Here is a 24,525-nt window from a genome sequence, read left to right as displayed (position 1 = left end):
GGCGCAGCACGGCGGGTGATGGGCCTTCCGCGATCAGTAACCCGTCTGGCAGATTATGACAAAGCGGCCAGGCCCGGCGAAGGCCAAGCTAATCGGGGACAGCTCTGTCTTTTCGGTGCGGAAGCCGGCAGCAGGAGGATGTATGGTCACGGTCCGCGATGTGATGACCGAGGCACCCAAGTCGGTGCTGGAATCGGACAACCTGGTGCACGTGGCCCGGGTGATGCGCGACGAGGACGTCGGCTGTGTGCCGGTGGTCGACGACGCGGGCAAGCTGCTGGGCATGCTCACCGACCGCGACCTGGTGGTCGAGGCGATGGCCGCGAACGACGACCCGACCGTCCGGCAGGCCGGGGAGATGATGCGCGGCGGGATCCACACCGTCGACGCCGACGCCCCGGTGACGAACGCGGTGGAGACCATGGGCCGGCACCGGATCCGGCGGCTGCCGGTGGTGTCGGGCGGGAAGCTGGTCGGGGTGGTCGGGGTCGCGGATTTGGCCAAGAATTTGCCGACCGCGGCGGTCGGGGAGCTGATGGCGCTGATCTCGAAGTCGGGCCACAAGGACAAGCTGCCGTAAGGCGAAACGATCCGGGCCGGAGGCGATGGGTTCGCCTCCGGCCCGAGTTGTTTTTACCCGCGCCTGCTTATTTGCTCACTTGCCCAGGCCCACCGACGTCAGCCACGTCTTGGCCACGTCCGCGGGGTCCTTCTTCTGGGTGACGACCTGCTCCAGCAGCGAGGTCAGCGTCGTGGTGTCCAGCTTGGCCGACACCGCGTTCAGCGCGTCCACGCCGTTCTGCGGCAGGTTCTTCTTGTCCACCAGCGGGACCACGTTCTGCACGCCGAACAGGCCCTTGTCGTCGTTGAGCACCACGAAGCCGTTGGTCTTGATGGCCGGGGTGGTGCTGTAGAGGTCGACGACCTGGGCGTCACCGTGCTGGAGCGCGGAGACGGTCTGCGGGCCGGAGTTGTCCAGCGCCTTGAAGTCCTTGAAGCTCAGCCCGTACTGGCTCTGCAGGCCCAGCAGGCCCTGCTGGCGCGTCTTGAACTCCGGCGCCGAGCCGATGACCAGGTCCTTGGCGTAGGGCGCGAGGTCGGAGATGGTCTTCAGGTTGTCCTTCGTCGCCAGCGCCTGGGTGACCACGAGCGAGTCGTTGTCCTGGGCGGCGGCCGGCTGCAGGATCTCCAGGTTGCTCGGCAGCTTCGCGCTCACGGCGGAGTCCACGGCGGCCTGGGTGGTCTCGGTCGCGGTCTTGTCCAGGTAGGCGAGCAGGGCGCCGTTGTACTCCGGGACGACCGTGATCGAGTCCGACTTCAACTGCTGGTACAGCACGTCGCGCTGCCCCACGTTCGGTTTGCGCTCCACGGAGATGCCCTTGGCCTCGAGTGCCTGGGCGTAGATCTCCATGAGCAGCGCGTTCTCCGGGAACGCCGCCGAGGCCACGGTCACCTTCGAGCCGCTCTTGGAGCTCGACGAGCAGGCGCTCAGGGCGCCGGTGGCGGCCAGCGCGAGCGCCAGCGCTCCGCCGACGACCCGAGTCTTGGAACCAGTAGTGCGAAGTTGCGCCCGCCCGTCACCCACCACCGCCCGTTGTGGAGACGCTGCGCGTCGCTGCATTTTCTTCATGTAATTCCCCTCCAGACACATAGACATGTCGAAGCTAGCAACCGCCGCCGACAGCGGCAGCCTTCCCACAAAGCCGTTTCGAGACCTTTTCGAGACCGTTTGTGGCTGCGACCGGCCCGGTCTGGATCAAGATGCTGCGGCCGAGGCTCGGTTGGGGCTTCGGCCATCCGCGTTACATGGTCGGGTGGTGCTTGATCGATCGGGGTACCGACCTGGCACCGGGGTGGGTTTGACCTGCTACGGCAGCGCCGGCTTCCCGCCCGGCTCGGTCGGCAGCCCGGCGGCGGCCCAGGCACGGAACCCGCCGACCAGGTCGGTGGCCCGCGTCAGGCCCAGCAGCTGCAGGTCGCGGGCGGCCAGGCTGGAGGCGTAGCCCTCGTTGCAGAACACGATGACCTGCGACTCGGCCGTGACGCCGGGCAGGCGCCACTCGCTGTCCGGCGAGAGCCGCCACTCCAGGTGGATGCGCTCGACCGGGAGCGCGCCGGGGATCTCGCCCTCGGCCTCCCGGTTCGCGTACGGCCGGATGTCGATCAGCAGCGCACCCTCGCCGCGCAGCGCGTCGGCCTCCTCCGGCGTGACGCGCGCGAGCCCGGAGCGGGCCTTGTCCAGGAAGGCGTCCACGGAACTCAAACCAGGTCCTCCAGGCTCTCGTACTCCCGGGTGGGGAGCAGCGGGGGCGAATAGGCGTGCACGGTCGCGGCAGGACCGATACCCGATTGCCGGACGCTATGCGCGCGATCGCCGCCGAATCCCAGACCGTCACCGACCTGTAGCTTGCGCACCCCGATGGGACCGCCCGGGTACCGGTGCTCCTCCTGCACCTCGCCGGTCAGCACGGCGAACGAGCCGGCGGCACCGCCGTGGTCGTGCGGCCGCGTGCCCTGCCCGGGCAGCCAGCTGAGCAGCCAGACCTCGACCCCGCGGGTCAGGGCCAGCCGCGTCCACCAGCGCTGCGGCTCGGTGTACTGCACCAGCGGACGGAGGCGGTCGGCGTAGGCGCCGCCGGCCAGCGCCGAGGTCAGGTCCCGGAGCTGCGTCGGGGTCCACAGGGGGCGGTCGGGGATGACGAGGTCGCGCAGAAAGGGTTCGGCGACGTCGTAGTCGAGGTTGGCGCCGAGGCCGAGGTCGAGATCAGGCGTGGGCGTCTGCAAAGCCGAGGACATGTCTGCTCCGGGGTCCGGGATGTGAGGTCGAGGTCGGGAAGGCCCCGGTACACATGCAGGACGCCACGCGCAGCAGGTCGACCGGGCGGTCGGACCAGGCGAGCAGCGGAGCGGACATGCGCAGATGCTGACACGGGCGGGCGGTGGCGTGGCGCGGGCGCCCGGGATGTGGACAGGCATTTGTCTCACGGCGTGTCGGATGGCGGACGCGGGGTGTCCGGGATGCGGACACCATCCCGCCTACCGCAACTTCGCCGCCTTCAGCCAATCATCCGCGACCACATCGATGTCCCGCTTCTGATTCATGATCTGCGCCATCATCCCCGCCAGCGCCGCCGTGTCCAGCTTCGCCGACACCTCGTTCAGCGTCGCCACGGCGACCGGCGTCATGCTGTCGCGGTAGGCCAGCGGCGTCACGTTCTGCGCGGTGAACACCTGCTCGGGGTCGGTCAGTACCTTGAAGCCGCGCGAGGTGATGTTCGGGTCCGTCGTGAACAGCGTCGCGACCTGCACTGTGCCGTCGGCGAGGGCTTTGACCGTGATCGGGCCGGCGGTGTCGAGGGAGGCGAAGCTCTTGAACGTCAGGCCGTACTTGTCCTTCAGGCCCGGCAGGCCCTGGTAGCGCTCCTTGAACTCCGGCGGGCCGCCGATGCTCATCGAGGGTGCGTACGGTGCCAGGTCCGCGATCGACGCCAGGTGGTCCCGTGCTGCCGTCGCGGCGGTGACCACCAGGGCGTTCTTGTCCTCGGCGGGGGAGGAGTCCAGGATCTCCAGTTTCGCGGGCAGCAACGCCTGCAGCTCGGCGTTGATGTCCGCGGTGGTGGCGGCGCGCGTCTTCGAGTCCAGATACGCCAGCAGCGCGCCGTTGTACTCCGGCAGCACCGTCAGCGAACCCTGCTGCACCTGCTGGTACAGCACCTCGCGGCTGCCGACGTTGAACCGCACGCCGACCTTCACGCCCTTCGCCTTCAGCGCCGAGGCGTAGATGTCGGCCAGCAGCACGTTCTCCGGGAAGTTGGCCGAACCGACCGTCACCTGGCCCTTCTTCGGGCCGGGGACCAGCGGGTTGCCGCTGGTGCAGGCGGTGACGGCGAGTGCGGCCGCGGCCAGAGCGCCGGCCGCGGCCGTCGTCGAAACCATCGTCGAAACCGTCGTCGACAGCAGGGTGCGAGGGGTCTTGCTCATGCGGGGCGTCCTTCGTGCGGTGCTGAAAGCCGGCCCCCCTGCTTGGCGCGCTAAACGGTCTGTTTCTTCTGCCTGAGTCCCGGAGAGACCAACAACTTCCGCAAGACCGCGAAGAACACCAGGTTCAGGATCGCCGCGAACACGATCAGGGTCGCGCCCCCGGCCACCATCCCGTAGTCGGTCGTCGCCAGCCCGTCGATCACGAACCGCCCCAGCCCCCCGAACGAGGAGTACGCCGCGATCGCCGTGTTCGCCACCGCGTTCACCGCCGCGAACTGGAATCCGGTCAGGATCAGCGGCAGCGCCGCCGGCACCTCGGCCCGCCACAGCACCTGCCACGGCCGCAGGCCCATGCCCTTGGCCGCGTCGGTGAGCTGCGGATCCACGTTCCGCACGCCCTCGTAGGTGTTCAGCAGGATCGGCGGCACGGTCAGCGCCACCAGCGGGATCATCACGGCGCGGAACTTCACGCCCAGGACCACCACCAGCAGCACCACCAGGCCCAGCGTCGGCAGCGCGCGCGCCACGTTCGCCAGCGAGGTGACCAGCAGCCCGCCGCGCTTGATGTGCCCGGTCAGCAGGCCCAGCGGGAAGGCGATCAGGGCCCCGATGAGCACCGCCTCCACCGAGTACTCGAAGTGCTCCAGGAATCTGGTCGGGATCCCGTCGGACCCGTGCCAGTTCGCCGCTGTGGTCAGCCAGCCCCAGGCCTGGCTCAGGACGTTCACGCCGACCTCCGCTTGTTCCACGGCGTGAGCAGCCGCTGGGTGACCACCAGAACCAGGTCGCAGGCCAGCGCCAGCGCCACGATCACGACGATGCCGGTGATCGCCAGGTCCGACCGGCTCAGCTGCGCCGCGGCCGTGAACAGGGCGCCGAACGCCCCCACGCCGATGACCGTGCCGACGCTGACCATGCTGACGTTCCCGACCGTCGCCACCCGCAGCCCGGCCATGATCGGCGGCACCGCCAGCGGCAGGTCCACGGCGATCAGGCGGCGCGCGCCGGTGTAGCCCATGGCCACCGCGGCCAGGCGGACGTCCTCGGGGATCCCGCGCACGCCCTCGACGATGTTCGGGACCAGGGCCGCGAGGCTGTACAGCGACAGCGGGATGATGACCGTGGTCTGCGTCAGTCCGGTGGAGGGGACCAGCAGCACGAACAACGCGATGGACGGCAGCGAGTAGATGACGGTCAGCAGCCCGACCATCGGCGCGTAGAGCTTCGGGAAGCGCACGCACAGCAGTGCCACGGGCATCGCGAGGATCAGCCCGAACAGCACCGACAGCAGGGCCATCGTGAGCTGTTGCTGGATCAGCGAACCGTATGTGCCCAGATAACTGGGGATGTGGGGGAACAGGCCCGCGGACCTCATCAGACGGTCTCCGGGCCGTCGCCGGTGCCGGTCTCAGGAACAGCGTCGCCGACTTCCGGGCCGCCGATCTGGTCGGTCGCCGGGTTGACGATCCGGCCGGTGTCGGGAACGGCGTCGCTGACATCCGTGACACTGTCGCCGATCCCCGAACCGCCGATCGGCTCGGCGTCAGGGCTGCCGCCGTGCACGATCTCCGGAGCACTCGCGCCCTGAGCCGCCCTGATCGCCGGCACCAGCTCCTCCACCGACGCCACGCCGATCACCCGGCCGTCCTCCCCCACGCCGACCGCCCGGCTGGACGGCGACAGGATCGCCGAGTCCAGCGCCGCGCGCAGCGAGTCCACCTCGGCGTCGAACGTGTGCCCGTACGAGGTCAGGTCCCCGACCGGTACCCGGCTCAGGTCCCCGTCGGCCGGCACCTGGTCGGCCGGCAGCCAGCCCAGCGGCTTGTGCTCGCCGTCCACGACCAGCAGCCACGGCTGCGAACCCCGGCGCGCCAGCACCTCGGCGGGCGGGGCGTCGAACGCCACCACCGGCTCGGGCCGCAGCGGCACGCCGGACGAGGAGAAGAAGGACAGCCGCCGCACGCCGCGGTCCAGTCCCAGGAAGCTCTCGACGAACGCGTTCTTCGGATTCGCCAGCAGCTCGGTCGGGGTGTCGAACTGCTCCAGCACCCCGCCGGTGTTCAGCACCGCGACCTTGTCGCCGAGCTGGATCGCCTCGTCGATGTCGTGGGTGACGAACAGGATCGTCTTGCTCAGCTCCGACTGGAGCCGCAGCAGCTCGGTCTGCAGGTCCTTGCGTACCACCGGGTCCACGGCGCTGAAGGGCTCGTCCATCAGCAGCACCGGCGGATCGGCGGCCAGCGCCCGCGCCACGCCGACGCGCTGCTGCTGACCGCCGGAGAGCTGGAACGGGTAGCGCTTCGCGTGGGACTCCTCGAGCCCGACGGTCGTCAGCAGCTCCATGGCCCGCTCGCGCGCCCTGTCCCGGGACCAGCCCAGCAGCCGCGGCACGGTCATCACGTTGGCCAGCACCGTCCGGTGCGGGAACAGCCCGGCGTTCTGGATCACGTAGCCGATCCCGCGCCGCAGCTCCGGTGCGGACTTCGACCGCACGTCCACCCCGTCGATGAGGATTTCGCCGCTGGTGGGGTCGATCATCCGGTTGACCATCCGCAGCAGGGTGGTCTTGCCCGACCCCGACGGACCGACCAGCACCGTGATGCGGCCGCTCTCGGCGGTCAGGTCGGTCGCGGCGACAGCCACCGTCCCGTCCGGGTAGGTCTTTCCGACCTGCACGAAGGAAATCACCCCGCGAGCCTAGCCGGTGGGTCGGTCAAAGGTTGGTCAAGCAGCGGCAAGGACCGGCATGCCCACGATGTGAACAGTGGGCGTCTCATTGTCGGAAGGTCGCGGTTGGAGGTCGGGTGGACTATCGGCACGGAGCACACTAGAACCTGTTGCAGTTTCACGCACCCGGCCCTACCGTCCGTCCCATGCGAACCCCGCTCTCGGCATCCCTGGGCCTCGAATTCCCCCTGTTCGCGTTCAGCCACTGCCGCGACGTCGTCGCGGCGGTCACCCGGGCCGGGGGCCTGGGCGTCCTGGGCGCCGTCTACTTCACCCCCGACGAGCTGGAGACCGAGCTGCGCTGGCTGGACGCGCACACCGACGGCAAGCCGTACGGCGTCGACGTCGTCATGCCGGCCTCGGTCTCCACCTCGGTGGACGAGGTCTCCGCCAAGGACTCGGCACGCACGAGCATGGAGGAGACGCTCAAGTCCTACATCCCCTCGCAGCACCGCGACTTCGTCGAGGGCATCCTCGACAAGTACGAGGTGCCCGAACTCCCCGCCGACGGCGACCACAGCCATCAGTTGCTCGGCTGGACCGACGCCACCGCGCGCCCGCAGGTCGAGGTCGCCCTCGATCACCCGATCGCGCTGCTGGCCAGCGCCTTGGGCCCGCTGCCCGCCGATATCGTCGAGCTGGCACACCGGAACAACGTGCGCACCGCCGGCCTGGCCTCCAGCGCCCACCACGCGCGCAAGCAGGTCGACTCCGGCGTCGACATCATCGTCGCGCAGGGCACCGAGGCCGGCGGCCACACCGGCGAGATCTCCACCATGGTGCTGATCCCCGAGGTCGTCGACGCGGTCGGGGACACCCCGGTGCTGGCGGCCGGCGGCATCGGCAACGGACGGCAGGTCGCCGCCGCCATGGCGCTCGGCGCGCAGGGCGCGTGGACCGGCTCGATCTGGCTGACCGTCGCCGAGGCCGACACCGATCCGCGCGTGGTCCCCAAGCTGCTCGCCGCTTCCTCGCGCGACACCGTCCGCTCCCGCGCGCTCACCGGCAAACCGGCGCGCCAGCTGCGCACCGACTGGACCGACGCCTGGGAGGGCGCTGATTCCCCCGGCGCGCTGCCGATGCCGTTGCAGTACATGCTGGTCTCCGAGGCGCACCGCCGCATCGCGCGCGCCGGGCGCACCGAGCTGATGGGGATGCCGGTCGGGCAGATCGTCGGCTCGATGACCGACGTGCGGCCGGTGCGGGAGGTGATCTACCAGCTGGTCGAGGAGTACGTGGCCGCGGTCGAGCGGCTCGGCGCGATCACCGAGGCCTGACAGACGTCTGTTGACAGACACCTGCTGATCGACGGCGCGGCTGTTCGCGACTGCGAACGCCCGTAAGGGGTACAGGCGGAAAATCATCCACATCCGCCGATAACCGTGCGGTCACCGGCTGTCACGCCGTACTCTGCGAACTGGCACCGGTGACCCCTGCGGTCGCGGTGCCCCAACCGGTCGCGCCGAGGGCAGACGCGAACGGGGCACCGGGGTCTCTTTCCGCGCTCTAGAGGCCCCGGTGTCGGCTGTTCGGCTAGCGTGGGCCGATGGGCGACTTCGTATATGAACACAGCCTGGTCCAGGCCTTGTTGCGGGAACAGCACCCTGATCTGGCGGACCTGGAGATCCGGGACGTCGCCGGGGGTTGGGGCAACCAGCAGTTCCGCCTCGGGGACGAGTTGGCGGTGCGGCTGCCGCGCTACGGCGAAGCCCCGTTGCAGTTGCGACAGGAACAGAAGTGGCTGCCGGTATTGGCCGAGCGGCTGCCGCTGCCGGTTCCCGTGCCGGTGCGTATCGGGGAACCCTCAGAACTGTTCGAACATCCCTGGACGGTGATGCGCTGGGTCGAGGGCGAGCCGGCTGATCTGACACCGATCACGCGTGCCGAGTCGGCGGAGCGCCTGGCGGCCTTTCTCAACGCGTTGCACCACGACGCCCCCGACGACGCTCCGGCCAATCCCCGGCACGCAGGTCCCAGCGCCGTGCGGCCGGGGGACTTCGAGCGGTGGCTGGACAAGATCGAGGGCCATCCGAGTGCCGACGACGCGCTCAAGGTGTGGCAGAAGGCTGTCGCGGCGCCGGTGTGGCCGGGAGCGCCGCAATTCCTGCACGCAGACCTGCATCCGGCCAACGTGATTGTCCGCGACGGCGCGCTGGCCGGGGTCGTCGACTTCGGTGACATGGGGGCCGGAGACCCGGCGATCGATCTGTCGGCGGCCTGGATCCTGCTGCCCGCGGGTTCGGCGAACCCGTTCTTCGAGGCCTACGGACGTGCCGACGAGGCCGACATCGCCCGGGCCCGCGGCTGGGCGGTGATGCGGGCCCTGAATCTGATCGCGATCGGCCGGGCGGGGCGGTTGGGCAAGCCCGGTGGTAAGCCGACGTGGGAACCGGCCGGGTACGCCACGTTGGAGCGTGCGCTCGCCGAGGACTGAGCGCTGTCGTCAGAACTGTCGTCGGAGCTGTTGTCGGAGCTGTTGTCGGAGGTCAATCGCACCAACAAGAACTCGTTCTAGTTCTGCCCCGCGAAACCCTTGCAGCCTCTCAGGGGCCGTGTTGTACTCCACTACTGACGATCCATCAGATGGAGTAGGCGGGAGTCGCGCATGGCAGGGCTGGGTTTCTGGAAGATCGCGCAAGCCGACCCCGACTGGACCGCCGTCATCGAGGAGGCCGGGGCCGAACACAAGGCCGGCGACGTCCTGGCGCGCGCCAACCAGACCGTGCACGCGCTGCGCGCCCTCGGCCTGGCCGACGGCGACGGTCTCACGCTGCTGATGCCGAACCTGGTCGAGATGGTCGAGATCTACGCCGCCGCGCTGCAGGCCGGCTGGTACTACACGCCGATCAACTTCCACCTGGCCGGCCCCGAGGTCGCCTACATCGTCCACGACGCCGAGGCCAAGGCGTTCTTCTGCCACGCGCGCTTCGCCGACATCGGCCTGGCCGCCGTCGCCGAGCTGGAGAAGGAGGGGCACGGGCTGCCGAAGGAGGCGCTGATCAGCGTCGGCGGCGACATCCCCGGCTTCACGCCGCTGGTGCGGTTCCGCGCCGGGCACAGCACCGACCTGCCCGAGAACCGCAGCTACGGCACCGCGATGCACTACACCTCCGGCACCACCGGCAAGCCCAAGGGCGTGCGGCGCGCGCTGTCGGGCCAGGACCCGGACATGATGGCCGAGTTGGGGACCGTCCTGCCCGGCTTCTTCGGCATCAAGCCCTTCGGCGGCGGCGTGCACCTGGTCACCTCGCCGAACTACCACACCGCGGTCACCCAGTTCGGCGGCACCGCGCTGCAGATGGGCCACACGCTGGCGCTGATGGACAAGTGGACGCCGGAGGGCACGCTGGAGATGATCCAGCGGACCGGGGCCACGCACACGCACATGGTCCCGACGCAGTTCCACCGCATGTTGCACCTGCCGGACGAGGTGAAGCAGCGCTATGACGTCTCCTCGATGAAGGTCGCGATCCACGCCGCCGCGCCGTGTCCGCAGCACGTCAAGCGCGCGATGCTCGACTGGTGGGGCCCGGTGATCTACGAGTACTACGCAGCGACCGAGGGCGGCGGCACCATCGCCACCCCCGAGGAGTGGATCGCGCATCCCGGCACGGTCGGCAGGGCCTGGCCGATCAGCGAGGTCAAGGCGCTGGACGACGACGGCGCGGAGGCGCCGGTCGGCACGCCGGGCACCGTCTACATGAAGATGGGCGTCGGCGACTTCGAGTACAAGGGCGACAAGGCCAAGACCGAGGCCAACCGGCGCGACGGCTTCTTCACCGTCGGCGACGTCGGGTACTTCGACGAGGACGGCTTCCTCTACCTGTGCGACCGGAAGATCGACATGATCATCTCCGGCGGCGTCAACATCTACCCGGCCGAGATCGAGGGCGAGCTGCTGCGCCATCCGGCGGTCGGCGACGTCGCGGTGTTCGGCATCCCGGACGAGGACTGGGGCGAGCAGATCAAGGCCGTCGTCGAGCTTAACGAGGAGTATTCGGGCTCCGACGAGCTGGCCCAGGAGATCATCGCCTCCCTGGACGGCCGGTTGGCGCACCTGAAGTGGCCCAAGACGCTGGACTTCATCGATCAGCTGCCGCGCGAGCCCAACGGGAAGCTGTTCAAACGGCGGTTGCGCGACCCGTACTGGGCCGGTCACCAGAGCGCGATCTGAGGCGCGGGGTCACGATGACGACTCAGGGTTCCCAGACATCCTCGGCCTCCTCGGTTTCTCAGGCTTCCCAGACTTCTGATGAGCGGGTACCGCACGTCCTGGAGTTCCCCGGCGGCTACACCCGCTCCACCGGCCCGGTGATCGGACGCTTCCTGACCGGCCTGCGGTCCGGCCGGATCCACGGCGTGCGGACGCCCGACGGCAAGGTCCTGATCCCGCCGACCGAATACGACCCGGTGACCGCGGCCGCGCTCGGCGCCGCGGACGAGGACTGGGTCGAGGTCGGCCCGGCCGGGACCGTGACCAGCTGGACCTGGGTCGACGAGCCGCGCGGGGACCATCCGCTGGACCGGCCCTTCGCGTGGGCGCTGATCCGGCCGGACGGCGCGGACACCGCGCTGCTGCACGTCGTGGACAGCGGCTCGAAGGCCGTGATGGCGACCGGGATGCGGGTGCACGCGACGTGGCGGGCCGAGCGCACCGGCTCGGTCAAGGACATCGCGTCCTTCGTGCCGGGGGAGGGGCCGGCCGAGGTGCCGGTCCTGGCCGGCGAGGCGGAGCTCGAACCCGTCTCTCTGGTCACGCTGCCGCACCGGCTGGAGTACCGGCTGCGTCCTGGGACCGTGTGGAACCACTTCATCGACGGCATGGCCGTGGGGCAGATCCGCGGCACGCGCTGCCCGACGTGCGGGAAGGTCTACGTCCCGCCGCGCGGCGCGTGCCCGGCGGACGGGCTGCCCGCGACCGAGTGGGTCGATCTTCCGGACACCGGCGTGCTGACCACCTTCGCGGTCAACAACGTCCCGGCGGCCGGCGCCCCGGAGGTGCCGTTCATCAGCGGTTATGTGCTGCTGGACGGCGCCGACATCGCGATGCTCGTGCTGGTATCCGACGTGCCGTGGCAGGACGTGCGGATCGGGATGCGGGTGCGGGCGGTGTGGGTGCCGCCAGGCCAGCGGACGCGGTCGGTGAAGAACCTGAAGTGGTTCGCGCCGACCGGTGAACCCGACGTCCCCTACGAGCGCTTCGAGGAGTACGTGTGATGAGGGACGTCGCGGTCGTCGCCTTCGCGCAGAGCGAGCACAGTTTCTCCGACCTCGGCTGGACCGAGGCGGACCTGGTCATGCCGTTGGTGAACGAGGTGTTGGAGGCGACCGGGCTGACGCGGTCCGAGATCGGCTTCACCTGCTCGGGGTCGAACGACTACCTGGTCGGGACGCCGTTCTCGTTCGTCGCGGCGCTGGACACCATCGGCGCGTGGCCGCCGATCGCCGAGAGCCATGTGGAGCAGGACGCGGCGTGGGCGCTGTACGAGGCGTGGGTGCGGATCCAGCACGGCGACATCGACACGGCGCTGGTGTACGGGTTCGGGAAGGGCACGGTCGGGGACCAGGTCGGGATCAGTTCTCTGGGATACGACCCCTACTACCTGGCGCCGCTGGTGCCGGGGCATGTGGCGATGGCCGGGCTGCAGGCGCGGGCTCTGAAGGACGCCGGGTTCGACGTCGATCCGGATCCGACGCCGCCGCCGGCCACCGACGGCGCGGCCGCGGTGATCCTGGCGGCCGGGGAGGTGGCGCGGCGGGTGCGTGCGCGGCCGGCGTGGATCACCGGGATCGACCATCGGATCGAGCCGCACAGCGTCGGGGCGCGGGATCTGACGCGGAGCGTTTCGGCTCGGCAGGCGGCCGAGCGGGCCGGGGTCGGGTCCGGTCGTGTCGATTTCGCCGAGCTGCACACGCGGTTCGACCACGAGGAGGTCCTGCTGCGGCGCGAGTTGGGCCTTGATGAGAAGACCGTGGTGAACGCCTCCGGCGGGCCGCGGAAGGCCGATCCGATCATGGCGACCGGGCTGATCCGGATCGGCGAGGCTGCCGCTCGGATCCACGACGGCAGCGCCGGCCGGACCGTCGCGCACGCCACGGCGGGTCCGTGCCTCCAGCACAACTTGGTGTGTGTGCTCGATTCCGAAGGGCAGGACTGACCATGGGCAACCGTTGCGCCGTGATCGGCGTCGGTCAGACCGCGTACCGGACCAAGCGTGCCGACGTCTCGCTGGCCGGGCTGGTGCGGGAGGCGGCTTTGCGGGCTCTGGAGGACGCCGGGCTGACGTTCGCCGACATCGACTCGGTCGTGCTCGGGAAGGCCCCGGACATGTTCGAGGGCGTCGCCACGCCCGAGCTGTACCTGGCCGACGCGCTCGGGGCCGCCGGGAAGCCGATGATGCGCGTGCACACCGCCGGCTCGGTCGGCGGGTCGACGGCGCTGGTCGGGACCTCGCAGGTGCAGGCCGGGGTGCACGAGCGGGTGCTGGTGGTGGCGTTCGAGAAGCAGTCGGAGTCGAACGCGACGTGGGCGCTGTCCACGCACTCGCCGTTCTCCGCCTCGCTGGTGGTCGGGGCCGGCGGGTATTTCGCGCCGTATATCCGGGCCTATATACGGCAGTCCGGTGCTCCCGGCAATATCGGGATGATGGTCGCGGTCAAGGACAGAATCAATGCCTTGCGGAATCCCTACGCGCATTTGAAGATCCCGAACATCGACCTCGCGATGGTCGAGGAATCGATGATGTTGTGGGATCCGATTCGCTATCTGGAGACCTGTCCTTCCTCCGACGGGGCGGTGGCGATGGTGCTGGGCTCGGAGCGGGCCGCCTCGGCCGCGGTGGCGGCGACGGGGCGCCATCCGGCTTGGGTGCACGGTGCGGCGATGCGGTCGGAGCCGATGGGGATGGCCGGGCGGGACAGCGTGGACCCGCGGGCCGGGCGGGACTGCGCCGCCGACGTGTACCGACAGGCCGGTGTCACCGAGCCGCGGCGGCAGTTCGCGGCGGCCGAGGTGTATGTGCCGTTCTCTTGGTACGAGCCGATGTGGCTGGAGAACCTGGGGTTCGCCGAGAAGGGCGCGGGCTGGAAGCTGACCGAGGCCGGCGCGACCGCGTTCGACGGGGACATCCCTTGGAACCCGTCCGGGGGCGTGCTTTCGTCGAATCCGATCGGGGCTTCGGGAATGATCCGGTTCGCCGAAGCCGCGCAGCAGGTGCGTGGCCAGGCCGGGGAGCATCAGGTGGCTGCTGCCGCGGACGGCTCGCGGTTGGCTTTGGGGCACGCTTATGGCGGCGGGTCTCAATTCTTCGCGATGTGGGCGGTGGGGGCGAACAAGCCGTAGGTTGATTGATCGTTTTCAGGCTTGTTTCCAACAGCCGGAGATGAGAATTCAACAATTTGCGCCGGTCATATGCCGCACTTGGCGTCATGTCCGGCGCCCGGTCCAACCGTAAAAGAGGAAGGGTATTGCGACGCCGTTCAGCTCGGCGTAACGTCCGCGTTCAACACCGGCGCGGCAGGGCTGAACGCGGCCGGTCACTTGGGCTGAAGTGCGGTGAGACGGTGTGGCGACAGTCGATTTCATTCAGGCGAGTTGCACGTACCCGGAGGGGAAACGCAAAGCAGTTGACAATCTGACGCTTTCGGTGGCGGACGGCGAGTTCCTGGTGCTGCTGGGACCGTCCGGCTGCGGCAAGACCACGGCCCTGCGCATGCTCGCCGGGCTGGAGGACATCCAGAGTGGCCAGGTCATGGTCGACGGCGAGGATCTGGAAGGGATCCCGCCGGGCGAACGCGATCTGGCGATGGTGTTCCAGAGCTACGCGCTCTTCCCGCACATGTCGGTCGCCCGCAACCTCGGCTTCCGCATGGAACTCGCCGGCGCCCCACCCTCGGCCGTCTCGCGCCGCGTCCGCCGCATCGCAGCGGAGCTGGACCTCAGCGACCGCCTGGACCGCCTGCCGAAGACCCTGTCCGGCGGCGAGCAGCAGCGCGTCGCGATCGGCCGCGCGATGGTGCGCGAACCACGCGTGTTCCTGATGGACGAACCCCTCGGCGCCCTCGACGCCAAGCTGCGCACCACGGCGCGCGCCCGCATCGCGCAGATGCAGCGCAAAAGCGGCATCACGACCCTGTACGTGACCCACGACCAGGTCGAGGCCATGGCGATGGGCGACCGCATCGCCATCATGAACCGGGGCACGTTGCAGCAGATCGACACGCCGCGCAGGCTGTACGACCACCCGGTGAACGAGTTTGTGGCGGGGTTCGTGGGATCGCCGGCGATGAACTTGGTGCCGGGGACGTACAAGCACGGGTGGGCGCTGATCGGCGAGTCGGACGTGTACGAGGTGCCCGTGGAGGTGGCGCAGCCACTGACGTCACCGGCCGTGCTGGTGGGCTTCCGGCCGGAGCACGCGACGTTCGCCGCCCTGCTTGTCGGAGTGCTCGAAAGCGGCCCAGCCACCGGGCTTCAGCAGCCGCTGAGCCGTGCGCTCCAAGCCGCGGATCAGGTCCAGGCCGTCGGGCCCGGAGAACAGCGCAAGCTCCGGATCGTGGTCCCGCGCTTCGGGCGCGACGTACTCCCACTCGGTCAGCGGAATGTACGGCGGATTCGACACCACCACGTCCACCCGGCCGTCCAGCTCCGGCAGCGCCGTCACCGCGTCCGCCAGGTGCAGCGTCACGCGCTCCCCGGCCTCCGACGCCGTGATGTTGCGCGCGGCCCACGTATAAGCGTCGTCGGACAGCTCCACGGCGTGCACGCGGGCACGCGGCACCTCCTGCGCTATCGACAGCGCGATGGCCCCGGATCCCGTGCACAGGTCGACGATCAGCGGCTCGGCGACGTCCAGCGCCCGCAGCTTGTCGATGGCCCAGCCGACCATCACCTCGGTCTCCGGCCGCGGGACGAAGACGCCCGGGCCGACCGCGAGTTCCAGGTAGCGGAAGTACGCGGCGCCGGTGATGTGCTGCAGCGGTTCGCGATTCGCACGGCGGGCGATGACCTCCCAGTACCGCGCGTCGAAGTCGTGGTCGGGCACGCGGTGCAGCTCGGTCCGCCGCACGCCGTGCACCCACGCCGCCAGCTCCTCGGCGTCGTGCCGGGGCGACCCGACGCCGGCCTCGGCCAGCCGCAGGGACGCCTGCGCGATCTCGGCGCGCAGCAACGACGAGCCCTTGGCCTCGGCGGCCGCGCCGCCTACCGCACCGGTCCCGCCGCTCCCGCCGCTCCCGCCGCCAACCGCATCCTGTGTCACCGGAGTGGAATCGCTCACCGGTCTCCCGCCGCCTCAGTTCCCCCCGGCCGCGAGCTTCGCGGCGGTGTCCGCGTCGACGCAGGCCTGGATGACCGCGTCCAGATCGCCGTCGAGCACCTGGTCCAGGTTGTACGACTTGTAGCCGACCCGGTGGTCGCTGATGCGGTTCTCCGGGAAGTTGTACGTACGGATCCGCTCGGAGCGGTCCATGGTGCGGATCTGCGACTTCCGTGCGTCCGAGGCCTCCTTGTCGGCCTCCTCCTGGGCGGCCGCCAGCAGCCGGGCCCGCAGGATCCGCATCGCGGATTCCTTGTTCTGCAGCTGAGACTTCTCGTTCTGGCAGCTGACCACGACGCCGGTCGGAAGGTGCGTGATGCGCACCGCCGAGTCGGTGGTGTTCACCGACTGCCCGCCGGGTCCGGAGGAGCGGAACACGTCGATCCGCAGGTCGTTCGGGTTGATCTCGACTTCGACGTCCTCGGCCTCGGGCAGCACCAGCACGCCGGCAGCCGAGGTGTGGATCCGGCCCTGCGACTCGGTCACCGGCACGCGCTGCACGCGGTGCACGCCGCCCTCGTACTTCAGCCGCGCCCAGACGCCCTCGCCGGCCTCGTTGACCCGGCCCTTGACCGCGACCTGCACGTCCTTGTAGCCGCCGAGGTCGGACTCGGTCGACTCCAGGACCTCGGTCTTCCAGCCCTGGCGCTCGGCGTAGCGCATGTACATGCGCAGCAGGTCGCCGGCGAACAGCATGGACTCCTGCCCGCCCTCGCCGCCCTTGATCTCCAGGATGACGTTCTTCTCGTCCATCGGGTCGCGCGGGATCAGCAGCTTCTGCAGCCGCTCCTCCAGCTCGGTGCGGCGCTCCTGCATCGCCGGGATCTCCTCGCCGAAGCTGGGGTCCTCGGCGGCCAGTTCCTCCGCGGCGGTGATGTCCCCGCCGACGGTCTGGTACTCCCGGTACGTCTCGGCGATCGGGCCGAGTTCGGCGTAGCGCTTGCCCAGCTTGCGGGCGACGTCGGCATCGGCGTGCACGGACGGGTCCGCCAGCTTCGTCCCCAGCTCGGCATACTCAACGAGCAGGTCGTCGATGACCTCGAACATGTCACGTCCTCACTAGAAGCGAACCGCCCACACAAAAACAACGACGGCGGCGCCGGACCGGGACCTCCCGAGGGGTCCACGGCACCGGCGCCGCCGCACGCGCTACTTGCTGGCGTCCTTCTTGCCGAAACGAGCCTCGAAGCGCGCCACGCGGCCGCCGGTGTCGAGGATCTTCTGCTTACCGGTGTAGAACGGGTGGCACTGCGAGCACACTTCGGCGTGGATCACGCCGTTCGGGGCCGTGCTGCGCGTCTGGAACGTCGCGCCACAGCCGCAGGTCACGGTCGTGACCTGATAGCTCGGGTGAATGTCAGGCTTCATTTCGGCTCCTAGAGGTCGATGGGCCGCCGGGTCTCCATGGGATTGGGGTGAACCGGGACCGACGAACCATCATAACCGCCAGCCGGGGGTGCTTATTCCCCCCGGCCCAGCACCCGCTCCAGGAACTCCAGGGTCCGGCCCCAGCTCTCGTGCTTCGGGTCGAGCAGTTCGAAGTGCCCCATCCGAGCGAACTCGGCGACCTCGACCTCGTCCCCGGCCTCCCGGGCGGCCTCGGCGAAGTTCCGGGACTGGGAGAGCGGAACCCGGTCGTCCTCGTCGCCGTGCACCAGCAGGATCGGGGTCTCCAGCGGCAGCAGCGCCGAGGGGGAGGTGGCCGCGTAGCGGTCCGGCACCTCGTCCGGGGTGCCGCCCAGGAACTCCACGGTCGCCGGGACGTCCAGCACGCCGAGTCCTTCGCGCGGGGAGCCGACACCCAGGCGCTCGTTCGCGGCGTCGTACAGGTTGGACACACCGGCCTGCGCGACCGCGGCCGCGACCTGGAACTCCGAGGAGAGCCACAGCGCCAGGTGCCCGCCGGCCGAGTGGCCGACGAGCGCGGTCCGGTCGGTGTCCAGCGGGAACTGCGCCGAGAGCGCACCCAGCTGGTCCAGTGAGGCGGCGACATCGTCCAGGGTCACGCGCCAGGCCCCGCCGCCGCCACCGTCGCCGACCCGGCGGTAGTCGACGTTCCAGGCGGCGAACCCGCGCTCGGCCAGATCCTCGGCGAGCGGCTCCATCAGTTCGCGGTCGAAGGGGGTCCGCCAGAAGCCGCCGTGGATCAGGACCACGACCGGGAAGGGGCCGGCGCCATCGGGGACGAACAGGTCGGCTATCTGGGACGGATGGGGGCCGTACGGGTGAGTGGCCGGGGTGATCGTCACCCCGGCCACCTTAGAGGGTGCGCGGACTGGTTGCCAGGTGAGAAAATCGGCGGAGCTCCGAGCCTGGCTGCACCGGTCCCTTGCGGGCGCTGCGCTGGCAAGCCGAGCTCCCACAACGCTCGTGCCAACAGCGACTTCGCCGCGGGCCGGGCGAGGGAGCCCGTCCGGCACACCCAGTCTCGTTCCCGCCGAGTTTTCCGTGCGCTACGGCGGCTGACGCCGCCGTAGCGCACGGACCGGCCACCAGTCCGCGCACCCTGCTGATTACTTCTGGTTGAAACCGTTACTCCTGCGGACCCACCGCGGTCTTCTGGATGGTCATCAGGAACTCGGCGTTCGACTTGGTCTTCTTCATCCGGTCGAGCAGCAGCTCCATCGCCTGCTGCTGGTCCAGCGCGTGCAGGACGCGGCGGAGCTTCCAGACGATGCTGAGCTCCTCGGCGCCGAGCAGCAGCTCCTCCTTGCGGGTGCTCGACGGGTCCACGTCGACCGCCGGGAAGATGCGCTTGTCGGCCAGCTTGCGGTCCAGGCGCAGCTCCATGTTGCCGGTGCCCTTGAACTCCTCGAAGATCACCTCGTCGAGGCGGGAGCCGGTCTCCACCAGGGCGGTGGCCAGGATGGTCAGCGAGCCGCCGTTCTCGATGTTGCGCGCCGCGCCGAAGAACTTCTTCGGCGGGTACATCGCCTGGCTGTCCATACCGCCGGTGAGGATGCGGCCGGACGCCGGGGCGCTGGTGTTGTAGGCGCGGCCCAGGCGGGTGATCGAGTCCAGCAGGATGATCACGTCGTGGCCGAGCTCCACCAGCCGCTTGGCACGCTCGATGGCGAGCTCGGCGACCGTGGTGTGGTCGTCGGCGGGCCGGTCGAAGGTCGAGGCGATGACCTCGCCCTTCACCGAGCGCTGCATGTCGGTGACCTCTTCGGGCCGCTCGTCCACCAGCACCACCATCAGGTGGCACTCGGGGTTGTTCTGGGTGATCGCGTTGGCGATGGCCTGCATGATCATGGTCTTGCCGGTCTTCGGCGGGGCCACGATCAGACCGCGCTGGCCCTTGCCGATCGGCGCGATCATGTCGATGATGCGCGTGGTCAGGATGTGCGGCTCGGTCTCCAGACGGAGCCGGTCCTGCGGGTACAGCGGGGTGAGCTTGTTGAACTCCGGACGCTGGCGGGACGCGGCCGGCTCCAGGCCGTTGATCGAGTCCAGCCGCACCAGGGCGTTGAACTTCTCGCGGCGCTCGCCCTCCTGCGGGGCGCGGATGACGCCGGTGACGGCGTCGCCCTTGCGCAGACCGTTCTTGCGGACCATGGCCAGCGAGACGTAGACGTCGTCCGGCCCGGGCAGGTAGCCCGAGGTCCGCACGAAGGCGTAGTTGTCCAGGATGTCGACGATGCCGCCGACCGGGATCAGGACGTCGTCGTCGGTGATCGTGGTGTCGACGTCGCCGCCGCTCTCGTTGCGGTTGCCGCGGTTGCGGCGGTTCTGCTGCCGGTCCTCGCGGTTGCGGTTGCGGTCCCGGGTCCGGCGGTTGCCGCCGCGGCGGTCGTCGAAGTCGTCTCCGCCGCCGCCGGAGTTCTGACTCTGGCTCTGGCTCTGGCCCTGGCTCTGGCTCTGACCCTGATTCTGGCTCTGGCCCTGGCCCTGGCCCTGGTTGCCCGAGGCCTGGCCCTGACCCTGGCCCTGCTGACGCTCACCGGAGCGCTCGCCGGAGCCCTCGCCGCGGCCGCGGTCGCGGTCCCGGCGGTTGTTGTTCCGGTCGCGCCGGTTGCGCTGCTGGTCGCCGCCGGTGCCGTCGCCGGCACCCGGGCCGGCCTCGACGGTCGCGGTGGCCGTCGCGGCGCCGGCGCTCGCAGGGGCCTGACCCTCCGCGGTGGCCACGGCGCTCTCGGCGGCCTTGGCTGCGCGGTCGGACCGCTCGGTGCGGTCGGCACGCTCGGTGCGCTCGGTACGTTCCGCGCGCTCGGCCCGAGCCGCGGTCTCGACCGGGGCCTTCTCGACCCGCTCGCGCTGCGGCTGCTCGGGGATGTCGGCGCGGACCTCAGAGGTCTGCTCCGCAGCGGGGGCCTTCTCGGCGGCGGCCGCGGTGGTGCGGGTGCGGCGCGCGGTGGTCCGCGCGGGGGCAGCCGCGGCGGCGGGCTCGGCCTTGCCGGCACCGCCGTTCTTCTCCTGAATTGCCTCGACGAGCTGGCCCTTGCGCATCCGCGCGGTACCGGTGATCCCCAAGCTCACGGCGTAAGCCTGGAGCTCGGGAAGCAGCATCGAGGACAGCCCCTTGCCGGCGCGCCCGGCGGGGGCGGTGGCGGGGGATTCAGTCGTGGTGTCGCTCACGAAGCGATCCTTCCTGGTCGCCGGTTCCGGTGGAGAACTCCACCGCGAGCCGGGGACAGGTGCTGGTTGTGTTGAGCAGTGTTGAATTTAGAACCAAGGCTGCGGTGCAGGTGCCCGCACGTGCGACCGACGTGTGTGAACAGGTTCGACACAGATCAGTCGCGGAAGCTTTCACGCGGGGATACCAGACCGCACTCGCGCGAATCGCCGCCGACGACGGTCGTGCCCGTCAAGGGAGGGGAGTCGCGCTGTCGCTCACCAGTGGAGACGTAGGTGCTCGACAGGAGAGTAACACCTCGTGGTGGTCAACGGGACGCCGAGGGATTGATGCGCCGTCCCAAGGAAAACCATACGCGGGCGCTGCTCTTATGAATCACAGTCCCCCGTGGCGTGGGTTTGAACCCTTGTCGGAATCCATTCCCCGCCCCGCGCCTTCGGTCGAGCTCAAGGATACCGCACCGGCGAGGTCGACGGCGAGGCCGAAGGCCTGCCAGCCGGCCGGCGCGGCCTTCTCCCCGGCCGCGATCACCGCCTGGACCTGGTCTTCCGTCGTCAGAACCAGAACGGTCGGGCCGGCCCCGGAGACCACCGCGGCGTGGCCGGCCGCGCGCAGCTCGGCGATCAACTCCGCCGAGGCGGGCATGGCCGGCGCGCGGTAGCCCTGGTGCAGATGGTCCTGGGTGGCGGCCAGCAGCAGGTCGGCGCGGCCCGCGGTGAGCGCGGCGGTCAGCAGCGCGGCCCGGCCGGCGGTCCGCGCGGCGTCCGCGTGCGGCACGAGTTTGGGCAGCAGACCCCGCGCGACCTCGGTCGACAGGCCCTCGTCCGGGACGAGGGCGACGGCCCGCACGGCCGGCGCGGGGTCCACCCGCAGCGCCCGGGCCGCGGCCGCGGACGCGTCGGAGATTTCACCCGCCTGGTCCAACCAGGCGATGGTGAAGCCCCCGCGCAGGCAGGCCGCCACGTTGTCGGGGTGCCCCTCCAGCTCGGTGGCCAGCTGGAGCACCTCCTCGTCGGACAGCGTCGCCCCGACGGTCAGGGCGCGCGCGGCGACGATGCCGGCGCAGATCGCCGCCGCCGAGGAGCCCAGGCCCCGGGCGTGCGGGATCCGGTTGGCGCAGACCAGCTCCAGACCCGGCGGGCGGGCCCCGAGCCGGTCGAACGCCGCGCGCATGGCGCGCACCACGAGGTGGCCCTCGTCGCGGGCGACGGTGTCGGCGCCCTCCCCCGCGACGTCCACCCGCAGCCCGGCATCGGCTATCCGGACCATCACCTCGTCGTACAGCCCGAGCGCCAGGCCCAGGGAGTCGAAGCCGGGTCCGAGGTTCGCGCTGGTGGCCGGCACGCGGACGCGCACCGGGGCGGCTCGGAAGACAGGGCTCGGCATTGTGCTCCGTTCGTGCTGAGGCTTTGATGGCTCAGCTGTATCAGAACCTTCCTTAGGCGAGGCTGAGAGCCTCGGCCACCGCCGTCACGTCGGCGGGCACCGCCTCGGGCAGCGGCGGGGCGGCCTTGACCGCCCACTCCGGGTCCTTCAGGCCGTGTCCGGTGACCGTGACGACGATCCGCTTGCCGGCCTCGAGCCGACCCTCATGTGCCATCTTGAGGATTCCGGCGACGCCGGCGGCCGAAGCCGGTTCGACGAAGACGCCTTCCTCGGCGGACAGCACGCGGTGCGCGGCCAGGATCTCCTCGTCGGTCACCGCTTCGATGACGCCGGTGGAGTCCTCGCGCGCGGCGACCGCCAGGTCCCAGGACGCGGGGTTGCCGATGCGGATGGCGGTGGCGATGGTGTCCGGGAACTCGACCGGCGCGCCGTGCACGAGCGGAGCGGCGCCGGCGGCCTGGAAGCCGAACATCCGGGGAGTGCGCGAAGCCTGACCTTCCTTCGCGTACTCCTGATAACCGAGCCAGTAGGCGGAGATATTCCCGGCGTTGCCGACCGGCAGCGCGTGGATGTCCGGGGCGTCGCCGAGCACGTCGACGATCTCGAACGCCGCGGTCTTCTGGCCCTGCAGCCGGACCGGGTTCACCGAGTTCACCAGCGCGACCGGGTACTTGGCGGCCAGTTCGCGGGCCAGCCGGAGGCAGTCGTCGAAGTTGCCCTCGACCGGCAGCTGGGTCGCGCCGTGCGCCAGCGCCTGGGCCAGCTTGCCCAGCGCGATCTTCCCGGCCGGCACCAGCACCACCGGCTTGAGCCCGCCGCGCACCGCGTAGGCGGCGGCCGAGGAGCTGGTGTTGCCGGTCGAGGCGCACACCACGGCCTCGGCCCCGGCCTGCTTGGCCAGCGAGATCGCGGTGGTCATGCCGCGGTCCTTGAACGAACCGGTCGGGTTCATGCCCTCGACCTTGACGAACACCTCGCAGCCGGTGAGCGCGGACAGGCGCGGGGCCGGCAGCAGCGGCGTGCCGCCCTCGCCCAGCGTGATGACGGGCGTGCCGGCGTCGACCGGCAGCCACTGTCGGTACTCCTCGATGACGCCTCGCCAAACCATGTCCGCCAGCTCCTCTGTTTCACGGGGAGGGATCAATCGGATTCCACGCGCATGACGCTGGACACGTCACGCACGAAGTCGAGCGCCCGCAGCCGGGCCACGGTCGCGGTCAGGGCCGCGTCCGGGGCCAGGTGCGTCACGATCACCAGCTGCGCGTCCAGCCCGCGGCCGGACTGCCGCACGGTGGCGATCGATACGTCCTGTTCTGCGAAGATACCGGCCACCGCCGACAGGACGCCCGGCTTGTCGTCCACGTCGAGGCTGATGTGGTAGCGGGTCCGCGCCTCGCCGACCGGCCGGACCGTGAGCCCGGCGTACGCCGACTCCCCGGGCCCGCGCGATCCGGTCACCTTGTTCCGCGCGATCGCCACCAGGTCGCCGAGCACCGCCGACGCGGTCGGGGCCCCGCCGGCGCCGGGCCCGTAGAACATCAGCTGGCCGGCCGCCTCGGACTCGATGAACACCGCGTTGTACGCCTCGCGCACCCCGGCCAGCGGATGGCTGCGCGGGATCATCGCCGGGTGCACCCGCGCCGAGACCTTGCCGGCCTCCGCGTCCACCTCGCAGATCGCCAGCAGCTTCACCACCGAGTTCATCGCCCGGGCCGAGGCGATGTCGGCGGAGGTGACCTCGGTGATGCCCTCGCGGTGCACGTCGGAGGCGGTGACGCGGGTGTGGAAAGCGAGACCGGCCAGGATCGCGGCCTTGGCGGCGGCGTCGAAGCCCTCGACGTCGGCGGTCGGGTCGGCCTCGGCGTAACCCAGCGCGGTGGCCTCCTCCAGCGCCTCGGCGAAGCCGGCGCCGGTGGTGTCCATGCGGTCCAGGATGAAGTTGGTGGTGCCGTTCACGATGCCCAGCACCCGGTGCACCCGGTCCCCGACCAGCGACTCGCGCAGCGGCCGGACCAGCGGGATCGCGCCGGCCACCGCGGCCTCGTAGTACAGGTCCACACCGTGTTTCTCAGCAGCCTGGTACAGCGTCGAGCCGTCCTCGGCGAGCAGCGCCTTGTTCGCCGAGACCACGGACTTCCCCGACTCCAGCGCGGCCAGGATCAGCGCCCGGGACGGCTCGATCCCGCCGATGACCTCGATGACCAGGTCCACGTCGTCCCGTTTGACCAGCGCCTCGGCGTCCGTGGTGAACAGTTTCGGGTCGACCCCGGGCACCTCGCGCTGCCGGTTCGGGCGGCGCACCGCGATCCCCACCAGCTCCAGCGGCGCGCCGACCCGGGCGGCCAGGTCGGCGGCGTTGGCCGTCATCAGGCGCGCGACTTCCGAGCCGACTACTCCACAGCCCAGCAGTGCCACCTTCAGCGGCTCAGTACGCATCGCAAAACCCCATCGCCTCGGTCGGTGCTCGTGCGCGTCCGGTCGTACGTCACAGGCACGGCACAGTCAGTCCTGCCAGTCTTGCCGAATCCCATCCCTCGA

At 70.2% G+C, this 24,525-nt stretch carries 21 protein-coding genes and 2 pseudogenes; 8 read left to right on the top strand and 15 right to left on the bottom strand.

Going from position 1 to position 24,525, the window contains the following annotated elements; all coding sequences use genetic code 11:
• Positions 1-142 precede the first annotated feature (142 nt).
• Positions 143-580 (top strand): CBS domain-containing protein, encoded by a 438-nt coding sequence (locus GWK61_RS17210; RefSeq protein WP_194909394.1) that lies wholly within the window; start codon positions 143-145, stop codon positions 578-580.
• Between the two features lie 75 nt (positions 581-655).
• Here GWK61_RS17210 and GWK61_RS17205 read toward each other — a convergent pair whose 3' ends face one another.
• The 7 genes from GWK61_RS17205 to GWK61_RS17175 all read right to left on the bottom strand — a co-directional run bounded on the left by GWK61_RS17205 (position 656) and on the right by GWK61_RS17175 (position 6,669).
• Entirely contained in the window at positions 656-1,621 is a 966-nt protein-coding gene (locus GWK61_RS17205; RefSeq protein WP_194909407.1) for an ABC transporter substrate-binding protein, read from the bottom strand.
• Between the two features lie 246 nt (positions 1,622-1,867).
• Complete coding sequence (locus GWK61_RS17200) at positions 1,868-2,263, bottom strand: rhodanese-like domain-containing protein (protein WP_194909393.1); 396 nt, start codon at positions 2,261-2,263, stop codon at positions 1,868-1,870.
• Positions 2,260-2,796 carry a cysteine dioxygenase gene (locus GWK61_RS17195; RefSeq protein WP_194909392.1) on the bottom strand — a complete coding sequence of 179 codons (537 nt, stop codon included), beginning with the start codon at positions 2,794-2,796 and terminating at the stop codon, positions 2,260-2,262. The genes GWK61_RS17200 and GWK61_RS17195 overlap by 4 nt, the downstream gene beginning before the upstream one ends.
• Positions 2,797-3,036: 240 nt before the next feature.
• Positions 3,037-3,981 carry an ABC transporter substrate-binding protein gene (locus tag GWK61_RS17190; RefSeq protein ID WP_194909391.1) on the bottom strand — a complete coding sequence of 315 codons (945 nt, stop codon included), beginning with the start codon at positions 3,979-3,981 and terminating at the stop codon, positions 3,037-3,039.
• A gap of 50 nt (positions 3,982-4,031) precedes the next feature.
• Complete coding sequence (locus tag GWK61_RS17185) at positions 4,032-4,709, bottom strand: ABC transporter permease (protein WP_194909390.1); 678 nt, start codon at positions 4,707-4,709, stop codon at positions 4,032-4,034.
• Positions 4,706-5,356 (bottom strand): ABC transporter permease, encoded by a 651-nt coding sequence (locus tag GWK61_RS17180; RefSeq protein ID WP_194909389.1) that lies wholly within the window; start codon positions 5,354-5,356, stop codon positions 4,706-4,708. The genes GWK61_RS17185 and GWK61_RS17180 overlap by 4 nt, the downstream gene beginning before the upstream one ends.
• Complete coding sequence (locus tag GWK61_RS17175) at positions 5,356-6,669, bottom strand: ABC transporter ATP-binding protein (protein ID WP_323747608.1); 1,314 nt, start codon at positions 6,667-6,669, stop codon at positions 5,356-5,358. The genes GWK61_RS17180 and GWK61_RS17175 overlap by 1 nt, the downstream gene beginning before the upstream one ends.
• A gap of 185 nt (positions 6,670-6,854) precedes the next feature.
• On the opposite strand from GWK61_RS17175, the gene GWK61_RS17170 reads away from it, so the two are divergent.
• The 7 genes and pseudogenes from GWK61_RS17170 to GWK61_RS17140 all read left to right on the top strand — a co-directional run.
• Positions 6,855-7,985, top strand: coding sequence for an NAD(P)H-dependent flavin oxidoreductase (locus GWK61_RS17170; RefSeq protein WP_194909388.1), 1,131 nt, complete (start codon positions 6,855-6,857; stop codon positions 7,983-7,985).
• Between the two features lie 269 nt (positions 7,986-8,254).
• Positions 8,255-9,142, top strand: a complete 888-nt coding sequence (locus GWK61_RS17165) for an aminoglycoside phosphotransferase family protein (protein ID WP_194909387.1) — start codon at positions 8,255-8,257, stop codon at positions 9,140-9,142.
• A 171-nt stretch (positions 9,143-9,313) separates the two neighbouring features.
• Entirely contained in the window at positions 9,314-10,882 is a 1,569-nt protein-coding gene (locus GWK61_RS17160) for an acyl-CoA synthetase (protein WP_194909386.1), read from the top strand.
• A 14-nt stretch (positions 10,883-10,896) separates the two neighbouring features.
• The gene (locus tag GWK61_RS17155; protein ID WP_194909385.1) at positions 10,897-11,925 is read left to right on the top strand and encodes a Zn-ribbon domain-containing OB-fold protein; all 1,029 of its coding nucleotides are present in this window, start codon (positions 10,897-10,899) and stop codon (positions 11,923-11,925) included.
• Positions 11,925-12,866: a thiolase family protein gene (locus GWK61_RS17150; protein WP_194909384.1), complete on the top strand. Its 942-nt coding sequence runs from the start codon at positions 11,925-11,927 to the stop codon at positions 12,864-12,866. Before GWK61_RS17155 ends, GWK61_RS17150 begins: the two co-directional genes overlap by 1 nt.
• Positions 12,867-12,868: 2 nt before the next feature.
• Positions 12,869-14,050 (top strand): thiolase family protein, encoded by a 1,182-nt coding sequence (locus tag GWK61_RS17145; RefSeq protein WP_194909383.1) that lies wholly within the window; start codon positions 12,869-12,871, stop codon positions 14,048-14,050.
• Between the two features lie 223 nt (positions 14,051-14,273).
• Positions 14,274-15,065, top strand: a pseudogene (locus GWK61_RS17140) (ABC transporter ATP-binding protein); the annotation flags it as partial.
• 66 nt (positions 15,066-15,131) lie between these two features.
• Here the strand turns inward: GWK61_RS17140 and prmC are convergent.
• The 8 genes and pseudogenes from prmC to GWK61_RS17100 all read right to left on the bottom strand — a co-directional run.
• Positions 15,132-15,878, bottom strand: a pseudogene (gene prmC, locus GWK61_RS17135) (peptide chain release factor N(5)-glutamine methyltransferase); the annotation flags it as partial.
• Between the two features lie 123 nt (positions 15,879-16,001).
• Positions 16,002-17,072, bottom strand: coding sequence for a peptide chain release factor 1 (gene prfA, locus GWK61_RS17130; protein ID WP_194909382.1), 1,071 nt, complete (start codon positions 17,070-17,072; stop codon positions 16,002-16,004).
• Between the two features lie 102 nt (positions 17,073-17,174).
• Positions 17,175-17,393 carry a 50S ribosomal protein L31 gene (gene rpmE / locus GWK61_RS17125; protein WP_194909381.1) on the bottom strand — a complete coding sequence of 73 codons (219 nt, stop codon included), beginning with the start codon at positions 17,391-17,393 and terminating at the stop codon, positions 17,175-17,177.
• Positions 17,394-17,485: 92 nt separating this feature from the next.
• Positions 17,486-18,274 carry an alpha/beta hydrolase family protein gene (locus GWK61_RS17120; RefSeq protein WP_323747606.1) on the bottom strand — a complete coding sequence of 263 codons (789 nt, stop codon included), beginning with the start codon at positions 18,272-18,274 and terminating at the stop codon, positions 17,486-17,488.
• A 283-nt stretch (positions 18,275-18,557) separates the two neighbouring features.
• Positions 18,558-20,603, bottom strand: a complete 2,046-nt coding sequence (gene rho / locus GWK61_RS17115; RefSeq protein ID WP_194909380.1) for a transcription termination factor Rho — start codon at positions 20,601-20,603, stop codon at positions 18,558-18,560.
• Between the two features lie 373 nt (positions 20,604-20,976).
• A complete protein-coding gene (gene thrB, locus GWK61_RS17110; protein ID WP_194909379.1) occupies positions 20,977-21,987 on the bottom strand; it encodes a homoserine kinase in 1,011 nt (336 codons plus the stop codon).
• 52 nt (positions 21,988-22,039) lie between these two features.
• Positions 22,040-23,095, bottom strand: a complete 1,056-nt coding sequence (gene thrC / locus GWK61_RS17105; protein ID WP_194909378.1) for a threonine synthase — start codon at positions 23,093-23,095, stop codon at positions 22,040-22,042.
• A 32-nt stretch (positions 23,096-23,127) separates the two neighbouring features.
• A complete protein-coding gene (locus tag GWK61_RS17100; RefSeq protein ID WP_194909377.1) occupies positions 23,128-24,423 on the bottom strand; it encodes a homoserine dehydrogenase in 1,296 nt (431 codons plus the stop codon).
• Positions 24,424-24,525 lie beyond the last annotated feature (102 nt).

This window comes from Catenulispora rubra, from assembly GCF_015356825.1.
Classification (GTDB): Bacteria; Actinomycetota; Actinomycetes; order Streptomycetales; family Catenulisporaceae; genus Catenulispora; species Catenulispora rubra.
The sequence above is the reverse complement of the archived record's forward strand: the minus strand, read 5'-3'. Positions and strand labels throughout refer to the sequence as shown.